The organism is Cellulosilyticum sp., from assembly GCF_982396655.1.
Genome location: NZ_CEVXFV010000011.1, coordinates 41,580 through 58,142, shown reverse-complemented (window position 1 = coordinate 58,142; position 16,563 = coordinate 41,580). Strand labels below are relative to the sequence as shown.

General features: G+C 34.5%; 14 protein-coding genes. All 14 read right to left on the bottom strand.

Annotated elements, in window-relative coordinates; all coding sequences use genetic code 11:
* Positions 1-11 precede the first annotated feature (11 nt).
* The 14 genes from AC1VAQ_RS06825 to AC1VAQ_RS06760 all read right to left on the bottom strand — a co-directional run bounded on the left by AC1VAQ_RS06825 (position 12) and on the right by AC1VAQ_RS06760 (position 16,473).
* A complete protein-coding gene (locus tag AC1VAQ_RS06825; protein ID WP_302595437.1) occupies positions 12-1,196 on the bottom strand; it encodes a M20 metallopeptidase family protein in 1,185 nt (394 codons plus the stop codon).
* A gap of 392 nt (positions 1,197-1,588) precedes the next feature.
* Positions 1,589-2,515, bottom strand: coding sequence for a mannitol-1-phosphate 5-dehydrogenase (locus AC1VAQ_RS06820; protein ID WP_479903682.1), 927 nt, complete (start codon positions 2,513-2,515; stop codon positions 1,589-1,591).
* A 14-nt stretch (positions 2,516-2,529) separates the two neighbouring features.
* A complete protein-coding gene (locus tag AC1VAQ_RS06815; RefSeq protein ID WP_302595434.1) occupies positions 2,530-4,377 on the bottom strand; it encodes a PTS mannitol transporter subunit IICBA in 1,848 nt (615 codons plus the stop codon).
* Positions 4,378-4,379: 2 nt separating this feature from the next.
* A complete protein-coding gene (locus AC1VAQ_RS06810; protein WP_479903689.1) occupies positions 4,380-5,498 on the bottom strand; it encodes a BglG family transcription antiterminator in 1,119 nt (372 codons plus the stop codon).
* 41 nt (positions 5,499-5,539) lie between these two features.
* The gene (locus AC1VAQ_RS06805) at positions 5,540-6,478 is read right to left on the bottom strand and encodes a BglG family transcription antiterminator (protein ID WP_479903681.1); all 939 of its coding nucleotides are present in this window, start codon (positions 6,476-6,478) and stop codon (positions 5,540-5,542) included.
* A 344-nt stretch (positions 6,479-6,822) separates the two neighbouring features.
* Positions 6,823-7,080 (bottom strand): DUF4176 domain-containing protein, encoded by a 258-nt coding sequence (locus tag AC1VAQ_RS06800; RefSeq protein WP_302595431.1) that lies wholly within the window; start codon positions 7,078-7,080, stop codon positions 6,823-6,825.
* A 188-nt stretch (positions 7,081-7,268) separates the two neighbouring features.
* Complete coding sequence (gene glmS / locus AC1VAQ_RS06795) at positions 7,269-9,095, bottom strand: glutamine--fructose-6-phosphate transaminase (isomerizing) (protein WP_302595429.1); 1,827 nt, start codon at positions 9,093-9,095, stop codon at positions 7,269-7,271.
* A gap of 426 nt (positions 9,096-9,521) precedes the next feature.
* Positions 9,522-9,839, bottom strand: coding sequence for a type II toxin-antitoxin system RelE family toxin (locus AC1VAQ_RS06790; RefSeq protein ID WP_302595427.1), 318 nt, complete (start codon positions 9,837-9,839; stop codon positions 9,522-9,524).
* A 135-nt stretch (positions 9,840-9,974) separates the two neighbouring features.
* Positions 9,975-10,763, bottom strand: coding sequence for an HAD family hydrolase (locus AC1VAQ_RS06785; RefSeq protein WP_479903680.1), 789 nt, complete (start codon positions 10,761-10,763; stop codon positions 9,975-9,977).
* An 86-nt stretch (positions 10,764-10,849) separates the two neighbouring features.
* Positions 10,850-11,815 (bottom strand): alpha/beta hydrolase, encoded by a 966-nt coding sequence (locus AC1VAQ_RS06780; protein WP_303244148.1) that lies wholly within the window; start codon positions 11,813-11,815, stop codon positions 10,850-10,852.
* 129 nt (positions 11,816-11,944) lie between these two features.
* Entirely contained in the window at positions 11,945-12,577 is a 633-nt protein-coding gene (locus tag AC1VAQ_RS06775; protein WP_302595423.1) for a polysaccharide deacetylase family protein, read from the bottom strand.
* A gap of 227 nt (positions 12,578-12,804) precedes the next feature.
* Entirely contained in the window at positions 12,805-13,764 is a 960-nt protein-coding gene (locus tag AC1VAQ_RS06770) for an ABC transporter permease (protein ID WP_302595421.1), read from the bottom strand.
* Complete coding sequence (locus AC1VAQ_RS06765) at positions 13,764-14,930, bottom strand: ABC transporter permease (protein WP_302595420.1); 1,167 nt, start codon at positions 14,928-14,930, stop codon at positions 13,764-13,766. Before AC1VAQ_RS06765 ends, AC1VAQ_RS06770 begins: the two co-directional genes overlap by 1 nt.
* A gap of 13 nt (positions 14,931-14,943) precedes the next feature.
* Positions 14,944-16,473, bottom strand: a complete 1,530-nt coding sequence (locus AC1VAQ_RS06760) for an ABC transporter ATP-binding protein (RefSeq protein ID WP_302595417.1) — start codon at positions 16,471-16,473, stop codon at positions 14,944-14,946.
* Positions 16,474-16,563 lie beyond the last annotated feature (90 nt).

Here is a 16,563-nt window from a genome sequence, read left to right as displayed (position 1 = left end):
TTATTTATTTTTTATTTATTATTTTTTAACCACATGACTGCACTATAAGCATGTATCGCTGCACCTGTAGGTAATATATCTTCATTAAACATAACTTTTTCGCTATGCATTGGTTCGCCAAATAAACTGTTTTCTGTTTTAGTACCTGCACCTAGCATGACATATAAGCTTGGTACTTCGTAAGAATAAGAAGCAAAGTCTTCTGAGCCCATGCCCCCACTCTCAAATAAAATAACAGCCTGTTCACCTACTACATCTTTCATATAATTAGTTACTTCATGTGCTAATTGATCATCATTCTTTAATGGAGGCACTGAAGATAACTCTATGAGCTGTGCTTCTCCTCTAAACATTTTAGCAGTTGATGTCACAATATCATTCATTCGATTAAATATGAATTCACCAACTTCTTTATCTAAGCTTCTAATAGTCCCTTCCATAATCACTTCTCCAGGTATAATGTTAGCTGCATCTCCACCAACAAATTTACCGATTGTTACTACGGCTGACTTTGTAGCTGATATTTCCCTCGTAATAATTTCTTGTAAAGCTAAATAAATATGTGCTGCTATATTGATTGGGTCTACACCTAGCTCAGGCATTGCCCCATGACATCCAGTTCCTTTGACAACAATTCTAAATCTATTGCATCCTGCTATACTTGTTCCTAAACCACATAATACCACATTAGAAGGTGTGCCAGAATGCACATGCATTGCCATAGCCGCATCTACCTTAGGATTTTCAAGTACGCCTGCTTTTAACATGCTTTTAGCGCCTGTAAATCCTTCTTCATCCGGTTGGAAAACTAATTTAACAGTACCTTCTATTAAGTCTTGATTTTGTTTAAGCAATCTTGCTGCACCTAAAAGCATCGCAGTGTGCATATCATGACCGCATGAATGCATACAACCATTTGTTGCTTTAAAATCACATGCATTGGCTTCTGCCATTGGTAATGCATCCATATCTGCTCTTAATAAAAATGTTTTCCCAGGTTTATTTCCTTCAATTGTTGCAACTATCCCACTTTCACATATTTCCTGAGGATCATAGCCAAACTCTCTTAACTTCTCCATCACATATGCTTTTGTCTCAGGTAGCTTAGTGCCAACCTCCGGATTACTATGAATTGTTCTTCTATATCCTATGATATCTTCTTTTATGAATTGGGCTTGTTCCATAAATTTATTCATAATGTCACCTCATTTGTTCTTAAATTTAGTTTAATCTCCGTCTGTTTAATATCATATAACGAACTTATGAATATTTTATATTCATTTATAATATAGATTTCACATTTATAAGTTTTAGTTATTCATAACTTTTAGTCATGTGAAATCATTGAAAAAAACTATTTACTGCATCACAATATAACACTATATTTTATTATCTGCTATAAGCTCACCCATTATTCAAAAAAAATCCTTGAACATTCTATTTCTAGTTGTTCAAGGATTTTTTAAATTTATTTTAAAGCCCAATAATACTTCTTACTTTACTATAGTTTAAATCAATATCATCTAAAATATTGCTATCTTGTGGAATTTTAGCAATCTCAGCCATAGAATTTCTTACACCTTTTTCTTTATTTAATTAATCTATCATTCTCATTTAATTTTCTAAGTGGTTCTCTACCAACTCTTGCCACATCGTCTTTTAAATATGGATTCTTAAATCTATTAATAATTTTATCGATATATTTAAGATGTGTTTCTTCATCAAATTGATATTTTTCAATTAATCCTTGACCACTTTCAATCATAGCTTTTTTAACGAAATCATAGATTACTTCATCTTTAATGCTTTCATCTACAGTCTCATATCCTTTTAGATAGCCAAAATAAGCTGTGATTGCATGTCCTGTATTTAAAGTAAAGAGCTTTCTTTCAATGTATGCCATTAAGTTATCTGCTAAATTCATACCTGCTATCTCAGGAATCTCACCTTTGAAGGCACTTCTTTCAACATTCCATTCATAGAAACCTTCTACCACTACATCTAATATGTTTTCACTTTTTACTGGTGGTACAATGCGGTCTACTGAACAGTTAGGGAAGCCTACAAATTCTTCTAAATAAGCTAATTCCTCTTCCTCTAAATATTTTTTGATTTCTTCTTCTAATTGTGAAGATGCCTTAATAGCATTTTCACAAGCAATAATATTTAAAGGTATTGTAATTCCTTCTGATTTTCTTAACTTAATCCCATTTGCAAGCGTACTTGCTATTCTTGGTAAGACTACAGGACCAACTGCTGTCGTAATGATTTCAGCTTGTTTAATTTCTTCTAAAATAGCTTCACTTGTTGAAATCACGCCACTGATATTTTCAACTTTCTCATCATAACATGCCACATCCATCACATGAATGGTATAACATTTATCTTCATTTATTTTACTAATAATCTCTTCATTAACATCTGCGAATACCACATAATATCCTGCTTTTGAAAGTAATGCACCTATAAATCCTCTTCCAATATTACCTGCACCAAATTGAATCGCTTTTTTCATCCCTTGTCCCTCCGTTATCTAGTAAATGCTTCTAATATATCATTAACATCTTGAGTTGTTCTAAGTTTTTCTACGAGCTGACTATCATCTAAAGCCATCGCTATATTTGATAAGATTTGTAAATGTTCATCACCTACACCTGCAATTCCTATTACGAGGTAAGCTGTTTCACCTTCGAAATCAATACCATTTGGATATTGAAGTACAGTAATCCCTGATGCTATAACTTCTTTCTTAGCTTCACCTACACCATGTGGAATTGCTACACCCATACCCATATATGTTGAAACGATGCGTTCACGTTCAATCATAGCTTGTACATAATCTGCTTTTACATATTTCTCTTTTACAAGTAAGTTTCCTGCTGCTCTAATGGCCTCTTCTTTACTTACACTTTCTAAACCTAATACAATATTATTTTTTGTTAAAGTTTGTGTTTCTTTTACTTCAGTTACTACTACTTCAGTTGTTACTGTCTTTTCCACTTTGTTTGCTACATTGTTTCCTCTATTTTCAAGGCTTGTATATAATTCATCTAACTTAGGATCACCTAAGAAGTTTTGGATAAACACATGATGTGCTTGTGGTGAATTTTTCTTTGCACGTTCTACTAGTTTTACATGGCTTACAACGATATCTGCATCACTTGGTATCGTGTCAACAGATGAGTTTGTTACTGTAATGTTTAATCCTAATTTTTGAATTCTATTTCTAAATTTAGTTGCGCCCATTGCACTTGATCCCATTCCAGCATCACATGCGAAGACGATTTTATTGATTGTTTCTTTTTGAGATAAATCTACTTTTTCTCCTACTTCAACTGACTCATTAGTTTCTTTTTCATCACTCATACCTTTAGCTGCTTTTCTAACAATTGGTGCAGCTACAAGAAGTGAAACAACTGTTGATACCGCGATACCTAAAAGTACGCTAAGCATTTCGCCTTTTGGTGCTAATGCTAAGATTGCAAGAACACTTCCTGGTGATGGTGTTGCTACTAAACCAACTTTAAGGATTGAGAATACTAAGATACCTGCTGCACTACCTGCAATTGGTGCAATTAATAATAATGGATTTGCAAGTACATATGGGAAGTAAATTTCGTGAATACCACCTAATGCATGAATAATTGCTGCACCTGGTGCTGATTGTTTCATATTTCCTTTACTGTAGATGCAGTATGCTAATAATACACCAAGTCCTGGTCCTGGATTTGATTCTAATAAGAACATAATAGATTGACCTGCTTGTTGTGCTTGTTCAATACCGATTGGTCCGATAATACCATGGTTAATTGCATTGTTTAAGAATAATACTTTTGCTGGTTCGATGAAGATTGCACTTAAAGGAAGTAATCCTTTGTTTACAACAATTTCTACACCAGTTTTTAAAACATCTGTTACTGTACTTACTGCTGGACCTACGCCATAGAATCCTATGATTGCAAGTAGCATCCCTAAAATACCAATTGAAAAGTTGTTTACTAACATCTCAAAGCCAGCTGGCACTCTGCCTTCCACTGCTTTATCAAATTTCTTAATCACATATCCAGCCAATGGCCCCATAATCATGGCACCAATGAACATTGGAATATCTGCCCCCATAATAACGCCAAATGTTGCAATTGCCCCAATTACACCGCCGCGTACGTCGGCAACGACTTTACCACCTGTGTAACCTACAAGTATAGGTAATAAATATTTAAGCATTGGGTCTACTAAAGTTGCTAATTTTTCATTTGGAAACCATCCTGATGAAATAAATAATGCTGTAATGAATCCCCATGCAATGAATGCACCTATATTAGGCATTACCATTCCACTTAGGAACTTCCCAAATTTTTGTACCTTCTCTTTAAACATCGCTATCCCTCCAGTGTTTTCATTAATTGCTGTCTATATAAGCCTTTTAATTTTGTTTCTAATAGGCTTTCTATATGTGCTATGCCTTCTTTCTTAATGCTTTCTCTAAAATCTTCATCTGCTAATACCTCACCACTAATGTAGCTCATAATAGCTAAATCAGCTTCTGTACTATTTTCTGGTACAACGGAGACAACTGCTGCTTCTATACGCTTTTCACCTATGATTAGTGGTGTTGTAAGTTGTAAAACACCAAATCTACATTCTTTAATAACTGCTGTTTTACAGTGTAAGAACATCATGTTATATTCCGGTAAATAGGTTGTCGCAATTTCCTCTCTTTTAGTGAGTCCTTCTTGTATCGCTTTTTGTTCTTCTGGTGTATGACCAAATAATTGCCCTGCCACCTCTATAAGTTGTGTGATACTAGATGAAGTGGCTATTTCTTCTACCTGAAGTGTTTTTAATACTTCAAGGATAGTGGTCCCTATCTTAGAGATAAATTCAATACTATTTTTATTAAGCTTTACTTCTTTCCTATCTATTGGGCAATACATCCTATGCCTAATCATCTCTTTAATAAATACTTTAAGTTTGTCTCTATCATTTTCTAGCAAAAATGGATTAATGCATATATTAGGAAAATCAATATCTAATTCTACTGTGGAAATAATACACTCTATGCCATTCGCCTTTAACTTCTCAGTATCAATATTAATTGCAGAGATATTTCCCTTCACCTCAATATTGTCAAAATGCTTTTCAATATTAGAGGCTAATAACTTAGATGTCCCAATTCCCGTTGGGCAAGCAATTACTGCTGCCACTTTTTCTTTAACGCTATTTCTTTCAATAGCAACTGCAAAATGCATGACAATATAAGCTATTTCTGCTTCTGGCACCTTGTCTATATGGGCTATTTTCTTCAATATTTCACAGGCATGTTCACAAGCCTCATAAATCTCTGCATACCTTTCTTTAATCTTATCTAATAAAGGATTACGTATGCTCAGTTTCATCTTAAGCCTATTAATAGCTGGCACCACATGATTTAATAAGTCTTTATTTAATCTGGATTTATCCTTAATGGTAATCCCTAGTTCACTTTCTACCGTTGTAATTAAATAGGTTGTAAGTTGCCTTGTATCTAAATTAAAGAGGTCTATATCATCTTCAAACTTCTCAAGTGCAACTTAGAGCCCTTAATATGCATTGTAATATAACCACATTCATCTTTAGGAATCTTCACCTTACAACTTTCTTCTAAATGATTACAAATGGTTTCAGCCATTTTAAATTCCGGTAAACGCTGAAGGTCTTTTAAAACCTCTTCATCCATCTCAATATGGTCACCATTTTGAATCCGCTGAATGGTTAAGGTTAAATGAATCACTAGCCCAATATACGTACTATCTGATAACTTTAGATTGTTTTGATGTTCTAATTCAGAAAGTACCTCTTGTATAATCCTTAATACATTAACGTCTAAAAACCTCAATATATTCTGCTTTATATTGCGCTCTCCTTGCTGCTGATTTAAACCTTTTAATAAACCTATGATTTCCTCATCACCAATGGTACTGTGAAGAATCTCAGATAAGACCTTTCTATAACTTTCTTCCTCACCCTCTAGGTAAATCCCGACGCCTTGCTTTCTAATCAGTGTAATACCAAATTTCTGAAGCCATTCTTCAATTTCATCCAAGTCATTACTTAAAGTTCCTTCTGATACTTTAAGACATGAGGTGAAATAAATGAGCTTTAACGGTTCCCTATGCAAAATCAGTTCATATAAAATAATTCGCTTTCTTTCTTCTTTCGTATAAGTCTTAACGATATGCTCAATCTCTAATAGCTCTAAAATCAACTCCTTACCTTCTATATTTTCATCAATCAAGAGTCCCACTCCAGGTTTTTTAACAAAGTTAAAGTCATTTTCATCTAACCATGTCTCAATATTGGGTAGCTCCCTTAAAACTGTTCTAGTACTTACTTCTAATTCCTTAGCTATATTTGCAATAGTAACGCCGCTACCAGTATCTAAAGAAATTAGTAATTCTATAATCTGCTTTTGTCTTAATGTTAACTTTTTACTTTTCATTTCTTCTCCTAATATGGCGCGCTATAACTTAATTTATAACTTTTAAGTTTGCCGCTTGTTTTATAGATTTCACATTTATAAATTTTAGTTATTCATAGTTTTTAGCAATGTAAAATCATTGGGAGAAACCAATTTACCTACATGTATATTTTAAGGTTCTAGTTGGTTTCTCTATAAGCTTAATTAAATTGTAATTCCAATTAAGCGTTCTATCAATTCATTCATACATGACACTTGTCCCTATTATTAGTGACACTTTTTGGTCTAAATATTTATTTTTTCCATTTATCCTATAAAAAAGCACAAAAAAAGTGGCTTACGCCACTTCTATTGCTTGTTCAAACTTATTTTTCCATCTTCTTTAAGGCTAATTTAAAGGCATCTTCCTCTAAGTCACTATACCCCTTAAAAATAATCGTATCAATATCGCTATGATTAAACAAAAATGTATAGCCTTCTCCTAAATAACCTTCAGGGTACAATATGCCCATGTAATCCCAAAGTCTTTCCTCTACACCTTGTAGTTGTTTTCTACCAATAACCATTAATTTCTTGTAGCCATTTTTTAAAACAACTATTGATCCTAAAGGTAATAATTCCATCTTGTATAGCCTCCTGCATACTTACTTAGTTCTATATAAATATTATACATATTATTTGCCCTCAAACAAAGCTTTACCTTATATACTTACAAAATATACTTACAAAATATACTTACAAAAAAATAGCTAAAATCATCTTTTCATGATTTTAGCTATTTTCAACCTGTATATCAAATTAGTGATATCTCTTATTCTACTGTAACAGATTTCGCTAAGTTTCTTGGCTTATCAATATCACAACCTCTTTTGCTTGCTACATAGTAAGCAATAAGTTGTAATTGTACAGCTGCTAAAATTGGCGCAACCATTGTTGATATGCGTGGAATTCTTAACACTTTATCAAAGATTGCTAAATCAAGCTCTTCATCTTCATAAGCAATTCCAATAATAACTGCTCCTCTTGATTTAACCTCTCTAATATTACTAATCATCTTATCTTTTAATTGTGGCTGAGTTAATAATGCGATTACCTTTGTGCCTTCTTCAATTAAGGCAATTGTACCATGTTTTAACTCTCCACCAGCATAAGCTTCTGAGTGAATATAAGAAATCTCTTTTATTTTTAAAGCCCCCTCAATAGCAAGTGCATAGTCTGTTCCTCTACCTAAATAGAATAAATCTCTTTCATCAACTAATAAGTCACTTACCTTATCCACTTCTGATTCATGCTCTAAAACTTCTGCTACTTTTTGTGGCAGGCTTAATAATGCTTCTTTTAATTCTTTTTCTACTTCTGGCGCAAGTAATCCTTTTAAGTCTGCTAAATACATACCAAGGATATTCATGATAACAACTTGTGTTGTATAAGCCTTTGTAGATGCAACTGCAATTTCTGGTCCTGCCATTGTGTAAATCACATGGTCAGCTTCTCTTGAAATACTACTTCCAACAACATTTGTAACGGCTAATGTTTTAGCGCCTACTTTTTTACAATCTCTAAGTACAGCTAATGTATCAGCTGTCTCTCCAGATTGGCTTAAAGTAATAATTAATGTTTTATCTGTCACAAGTGGCTCTCTGTATCTAAATTCTGATGCAATTTCTACTTCAACAGGGATTTTAGCTAATTTTTCAATTGCTACTTTACCCATAAGCCCTGCATTATATGCTGTACCACAAGCGATAATATAAATTCTATCAATGTTATTAAGCTCTTCTAAAGTCAGTTTAAAATCACCTAAGTTAACTTTTTCATTTGGTAATACTCTAGAATTTAAAGTATCTCGAATTGCTCTTGATTGCTCATGAATTTCTTTTAACATAAATGAGTCATAGCCATCTTTTTCTGCTGAATCTTCATTCCATGTTACTTTATAAATTTCTTTCTTAACTTCTTGTCCTTCAGCTGTGAAGATTTTAGCACCTTCTTTAGTTAAAACGACAAATTCTTTATCTTCTAATAAATAAATATCTCTTGTATAACTTAATACAGCTGGAATATCTGATGCAATAAATGTTTCATTTTCTCCAAGACCAACAATTAATGGGCTATCTTTTCTTACAGCAATAATTTTATCTGGCTCATCACCACATACAACACCTAGTGCATAGCTTCCTTCTAATCTTTCTACAGCTTTTGTTACAGCTTTAAAAAGATCCCCTTCATAGTAATAATGAATAAGGTTTGGAATAACTTCAGTATCTGTTGCTGATTTAAATGTATAACCTTGCTCTTTTAACCATTTTGTTAATTCATCATAGTTTTCAATGATCCCATTATGCACAACTGCAATGTTTCCTTTAGAACTTTGATGTGGATGTGAGTTCACATCTGATGGTTCTCCGTGAGTCGCCCATCTTGTATGCCCAATACCAATCATACCTTCTACAGGTGCTTTATCTAATTCATTTGTTAAGTTAGATAATCTCCCTTTATGTTTTACAACTGATACCTCAGCATTATTTACAACTGCTATTCCCGCTGAATCATATCCTCTATATTCAAGCTTTGATAACCCTTCAATTAAAAATTTTGAAGCATTATTGTTTCCAATGTATCCTACTATTCCGCACATATTTTATTATCCTCTCAGTTTTGCAAATATTTTTTAAGACTTATTCTAATTTAATTTTGAGAGGCGTAGTTTTATTAGAATATCAACGCTTAAAATTTTAACACCCGATTGAATTTGTTCTAAAAATCACTTTTTAGTTTTGTCAATCTTTAACGATAGTGTTATACCGTAGGGCATCCGCCGACTCTTTCGATTCTCCCTATCCTCGTCAACTAAATCCTTAGGTTTTAGTCCTGGCGCTTTTATACTTTCATTTTTTATACTTCATTTTCATATGTCATGATTTATTATTACTGTTTATGATCAGCTCCTTTTTAATCATTCTTACACCTCGAAATGATTCTAGCATCCTTTATGTCCAATTAACATAAATACTTATCACACTTTTGTCACCATCTATAATGCCACTTAGCTATTACCTCTTTGTTACTCCTGCTTTAAAATAATGATTGTAATAACATCTTTTTGTGCTGTATAAGTTATTCTAAAGTTGTCCACCTTCAAGCTATATAAGCCTTCTACATCTGAGCAACCTGACAATTTATTAAGTTCCCCTTCTGGCATGTGATAGATGGCATTTAATAAAACTTCCTGTTCCGCTTTACTAAGTGTTAAAAGTACCTCTTTGACTTCTTTTTTAATCTCAATCTTAAAGTTTTTGAGTGTAATCCCTAATTCACTTGCTAATTCTTCTAAACAAATTGTTTCTTGTTCTCCTCCATTATGTATGTTCTCTTTATTCATTGCACGCATCCTTTCATCTTTAGTTACTGTCAACTCATCATTATGTTAATATACAGTAACCCAAAAATCAACTTATATCTCTAAAAACTACTTTTCTAGTCTCTCCATTGCCCTTAGCATTTTTCTTAATCTTACCTATCCCTCTAATATTTCTCTTACCTTATTTAAGTCTATATCCCTTAAATGATATGTACTTTCAATCTCTTGCGCCACATCCGGTGAAAGATTCGAATGCACATAAAAAGTATTAAGTCCCACCTGCTGCGCCCCTAAAATATCACAAGTATAGTCATTGCCAATCATTATAGTTTTTTCTACATCAAGGCCATATTTCTCTATAGGTTTCTGATAAAATGCAGCATCCGGCTTCTTACAACCATACTCAGAGGAAATAAAAATATCATCAAAAAGTGTCTCAATCCCTAAATATCTTAGTTCATAACGTGTAAAAATATTTTGTGCATTTGAAAGGAGATAAACCTTTCTTCCTTTGTTTCTTAAGCCTTGTAATAGCGCCTTAGCCCCTTCATAAAGCCTAATATATTCCGTTGAAACACAGCGAAATACTTGTCCTGCATAGGTGCTTTGCACTAAATCTGCTTCTACACCTTTACGCCTAAACAACTTTTGAAAGACATATTCAAGTTGTACTTCAGAATATGCTTCATGGCTATCTGATGGCTTATTGCCTATCAGCTTACCATCTTTTAAGCTACTTACTTGCTTACTTCTAGCCTGTTCCTGCGCTCCTTTAACTTCTTGCAGATAAGCTTCGTTTAATTCCTCTGCAGTATATACTGCCCCATAATAGCCATAAAACAAACTTAACTTCTCCCATAATTCAAGCTTTTCCTCATCTGTACGAATATCTACTAATGTGCCATATAAATCAAATAAATAATTGGTATACATATTATTTTTCATATTCATCTCCCCCTCACTCACATTATCACACTTATAATACTACTTTTTCTTCCTAACTATTTCAATAAGTAGGGGGAGTTTTCTATTTATTCTATCTCGCCATTCTTTCTATTAATCCACTGAGTGGATACATCCATAGCTGCTCTACATGCTTTAGTCTGGTCCAACGCATTTAGCATCACAAAGTCATGAATGATTGCCTGAAAACGCATCGCAGTTACCTCTACGCCTGCTTCTCGAAGCTGCCTCGCATAACATTCACCTTCATCTCTTAATACATCCGCTTCTCCTGTTAAAATCATAGCAGCTGGCAGCCCCTTCAGGTCTTCCTTAGTTGCTCTAAGTGGTGATGCCGTGATTTCATGCCGTGATTGTGCGCGCATTGTATATTGATTCCAAAACCACATCATACCTGCTCTATATAAATAATAATCTACTGCAAACTGACAATATGAACGTGTATTAAAGTAAGCATTCGTTACAGGATAATATAAGAGCTGCTTATGAATTTTAGGCCCCTCTTGCTGTTTCGCCATAATGGTCATAATCGTAGCCATATTTCCTCCGACACTATCGCCAGCTACTGTTAAGCTGCTTAAATCCGCTTCGCACGCTACCTCACTCAGTAAGCTAGGCAACTGACATAAAAGATCATAACACTGCATAATAGCTGTAGGATATTTTGCCTCTGGGGAACGTAAATACTCCGGAAATACCACGATTGAATTGGTTCTAGCGGCTAACTCTCTAACCAATTTATCATGGGTATGAAAACTGCCAAATACCCATCCTGCACCATGAATATAATAAATCACATGCGGTATACCACTTAGATTACTAGGTACGACAAAGTAAACCGTTACACATCCCCATCCATTGGTTGTTACAGATAGCTTTTTAATCTCTGCTGGATACTTATAAACAGGTGAATCTTGTGCTCTTTCTAATCTTTCTCGGCCTTCCTCAGGTGGAATTTGAAAAATAAGGGGTGGTTTTGAATTCTCATTACAAACCTTTTCTGCCTCAGGCTCTAATGGCACTATTCTTTTCATAGACTTAGCCTCCTTTGAATTTAAGCCTAGCGATAGACAACATCAGTTATTTTTATCACATATTATTATCTATATGTGATAGCCTTTCAAAACTTCACAAAAAAGTAATTCCACCTGCATTACTACTATTTATTCTTTTATTTTATCCATGACATCCGAATAAACAATGCCACTATGTACACTTGGCTTAATCCCCTTATTCTCAAAAAGCTGAGAGATTGTTACAAACTCATAACCTTCTTCTAAAAGGGCTGGAATAATCATATCGAGTGCCTCTACAGTATTACGGTTCTCTTCAAAGTCATGCAGCAAAATAATCTTTCCATCTGCTATATTATCTAAAATCAAACGGGCACGCTCGTAACTGCTTACCTCCGCTTCCCAGTCTCTAGCCCCTATGCCGCATATAAAAGGTAAATCAATGGCTTCTACCATGGTTGCATTTACCGAAATATATGGTGGTCTAAAAAACTTTGGTGCCTCCCCTACTATTGCCTTAATCCTTTCACTGGTATAAGCAATTTCTGCCTTTATGGTTTCAGCAGAAAGCTGTGTCATATCTGCATGGGTTTTGGAATGATTTGCAATCTCGCAGCCCATCTCATACGCCTTCCTCACAGATTCTGCAGATGCTTCATTAATATGATCTGCAATCAAAAAAAATGAGGCCACTATGCCATACTTCTTAAGCTTGTCAAGTACCTCTAATGTTGTCGTAATATTAGGTCCATCATCAAATGTTAATGCGATTTGTTTACTCATCTTCTTCATCTCCCCTATGTATTATTAAGCTCATTATACGCCTTCTTGTTTGCACTTACTATAAGTAAAATGCCTCTTCAAAATATTAATTCACCCATGCTTACTAAAATAATGGCAACACAAAATAACTCATAAACACCAATAGCTTGGTATTTATGAGTTATAAAATCATATATTGCTTTTGTTTAATTTATATCTATTAAATTTATTTTTACCCTACTGCCTTATTATCTCTTACCTTTATCATAAACTTCCCCAAGCGCTCTTGGTGGATTGTTATTTTTAGAGAAGAATACAAGCAGAATCATTGTTAAGATATAAGGTAATGTCATAATTAAATCAGAGAATGTACTTGGTAGTTCTAGTAAGCCACTAATCATATAACCACCCGATCTTGCAAACCCGAATAAAATACAAGCAATGAGAGTCGGTACAATCTTCCAGTTTCCAAAGATTAAGGCTGCAATCGCTAAGTAACCATAGCCTACATAAAAACTTGAAGAGAAGTTTGCTGAAATAGAGTATGCAAAGCAAATACCGCCAAGTCCCGCTAAAGCACCCGAAATCATAACTGCACTAAAACGTATTTTCGCTACATCCGCGCCACCTGCATCTACTGCATGTGGGTTATCCCCACAAGCACGTAATCTCATACCATATTTTGTTTGGTAAAGGACATACCATGCAATAATTGCCACAATGATAATAATGACTTGGAATGGATAAATATCTTTAAAGAATCCACCAATAACTGGAATCTCTGAAAGCCCTGGCACACTAAAACGTCCTAATACATCTAATACGAATTTAGATGAAGGTTTTCCAAAGATGACTGCATTGAATTGACTTGTTAAAAATCCAGTAAGGGCAATCGCTAAAATATTCATAACTACCCCACTAATCACCTGGTTTGCTTTAAATTTAATACATACCAGACCATGTAACATAGCATAAATCGTACTTCCTAATACTGCAAAAATAATAGCAATATAAAAGGACATTGGTACTAACGCTGGGAAAAATTCTTTTGTCAAAATAACAGCTAAGGCTCCTATAAAAGCTCCCATTCCCATAAAGCCTTCAAGAGCAAGGTTGGTAATCCCACTACGTTCACTGTAAATACCACCAATTGCAATAATAAATAGTGGTAATGCAAAGGCTAATCCATCAATAATGACTGTTTCCATTATGCCTCCTCCTTCATCTGCTCTTGCATCGCATTTTTTTGTACACTATTTTGTTGGTTCTTTTCTTCTGCTTCATCTTGAATACGTTTTAAACGGTATTTAATATACGTACCACATGCACTAAATAAGAGAATTAGTGCTGTAATAACTGAAGCAATCTCTTGTGGTACGCCTGCGGCACTACTCATATAAGTGCTTCCCTTACTAATAATCATAATAAGGAAGGCTGAAATCATACTTCCAATAGGGTTAGCATTACCAAGTAAAGATACTGCAATAGCATCATACCCTACTGATGAAAGCACTCTAGGCTGAATAGATGTATTATAACCTAAGTAGAATGTTACCCCTGCAAGACCTGCAAGCGCCCCTGAAATGAGCATGGCAATAACCATTGTACGGCCTACTTTAATTCCTGCATATTTTGCGGCCTTTTGATTCGCACCTACTGTTTTCATTTCATATCCTAACTTCGTTTTATCTAAGACAAACTTAAGCCCAAATGTAGCAACTAATGCTAAGATAATCCCTAATGGCACTTCCATTTTCATTCCCATAAATTCTACGTTTTTTAAGGTTAAAGAAGCAGCCTCACTTATGTTTCTTGATTGACGTGATACAACATCTACATAAAACATATTAATGAAGAAACTAATTACATACTGGAAGATATAATTGACCATAATACACGATACAACTTCATTAATATTAAAGCGATACTTTAAGTAACCAATCAAGCCACCTACTACAGCACCACATACAATCCCAATCACAATCACCATAGGTTTTGCAATGAAACTATTCATGTCACTATAACCCACTATAATCGTTGCCATAAATCCTGCAAAAAGCATTTGACTAGAAACCCCGATATTAAAGAGGCCTGCTTTAAAGGCAACGGCTACTGCTAAAGCAGCAAAAATAAGTGGTGTTAAGGCATTTAAGAAGCTCATAAAATCTGTAAGCATTCCCTTCCCACCTGCATAAGATGCCTTTGGCAAGATCCCTGAACCTTGAAGTAAGTTATGGTAGGCACTTATAGGGTTTTGACCTACCATCCCAATTACAGCAGCGCCTACTAGTAAACTCATTAAAACTGCAAAAATAGGCACAATCGTTTCTTGGCGTTTTTCATTTCCTAAAAATTTAATTATATTTTGTTTCATATTCCTTTTCATTTTAAGCATGTACCCCCATCATGTATTCGCCTACCTCTTTTGTTGTGAGTGACTTCGCTTCTTTGATTGTCTTAATTTCACCATTATAGATGACCCCAATTGTATCTGCGCAGTTCATTACTTCCTCAAGTTCAAGGGAAATCAGTAGGATTGCTTTTCCTTTATCACGCTCTGCAATAATTTGTTCGTGAATTCTCTCAATGGCACCAATATCTAATCCACGTGTTGGCTGTACAAATATAATTAACGGTGTGTCTAATTCAATTTCACGCCCAATGATAATCTTTTGCTGATTTCCACCACTCATACTACGGACTTGTGTCTTCGCACCTTGACCACTTCTAATATCATATTTCTCAATCATTTCATTGCTGTACGTCACAAACTTATCTCTTTTTAAAACACCCTTCTCACAAAATTCAGGCTTAAAGTAATCTTTAAGAACCGCATTTTCTGCTACAGTGAAATCTAAAACCAGTCCATAAGCTTGTCTATCTTCTGGAATATATCCTATTCCCGCCTCTGTACGCTCTCTAATATCCATATGTGTAATCTCTTGACCATTTAATATAATCTTTCCACTTGCTGCTGGCATAAGTCCAGCAATAGCATCTGCGATTTCTACTTGGCCATTTCCTGAAACCCCTGCAATCGCAAAGACTTCCCCACTACGAATAGAGAAAGAAACATTTTTTACAACTTCAAATTGATTTTTATCCTTAACTGTTAAGTTCTCTACTTTTAGAACTTCTTTTCCGAAATTTGGGGCTTTCTTATCTAATTCAAAAGTCACCTCACGCCCAACCATCAGTCTTGCCATTTCTTTAGTAGAAGTTGTCTCTACATCACACATATCTACCAGTTTTCCACGACATAAAACAGCACAACGGTCTGCTACTTTTTTAATCTCTTCTAACTTATGTGTAATTAAGATAATCGTCTTACCACTGTCTCTAAGATTTTCAATAATCTTAAGTAAAAACTCAATTTCTTGTGGTGTGAGTACTGCTGTTGGTTCATCGAAAATGAGGATTTCTGCATCTCTATAAAGCATTTTAAGAATCTCTACTCTTTGCTGAACAGAAACAGTAATATCGCTAATTTTACTTGTCGGGTCTACTTCTAGCCCATATTGCTTAGAAAGCGCAGCTACCCTTTCATTTGCTTCTTTTAAATCAACATAAGGCAAAAAGCCCCATCTCTTCTTCATAGGCTCTATACCTAATACAATATTTTGTGTAATTGTATAGTCCTGAACTAATTTGAAGTGCTGATGCACCATTCCAATGTTTAATCTTGTCGCTTCATTAGGTGATGTAATATTTACTTTTTCACCACGTACCAAGATTTCCCCTTCATCTGGCTCATACATCCCAAAGAGCATACTCATCAGGGTAGATTTCCCTGCACCATTTTCTCCTAATATAGCCAGAATCTCACCTTTTTTAATCTTTAATGTCACATCATCATTTGCTACAATTCCAGGGAATCTCTTCGTAACATGTCGCATTTCTACAATGTACTCACTCATATTTAGCCTCCTGTTAATCTTCTTATATGGCGTACAAAACGCAAAAATGAGGGTTATCTGAATAAGATTATTCAGATAACTCTCTAATTA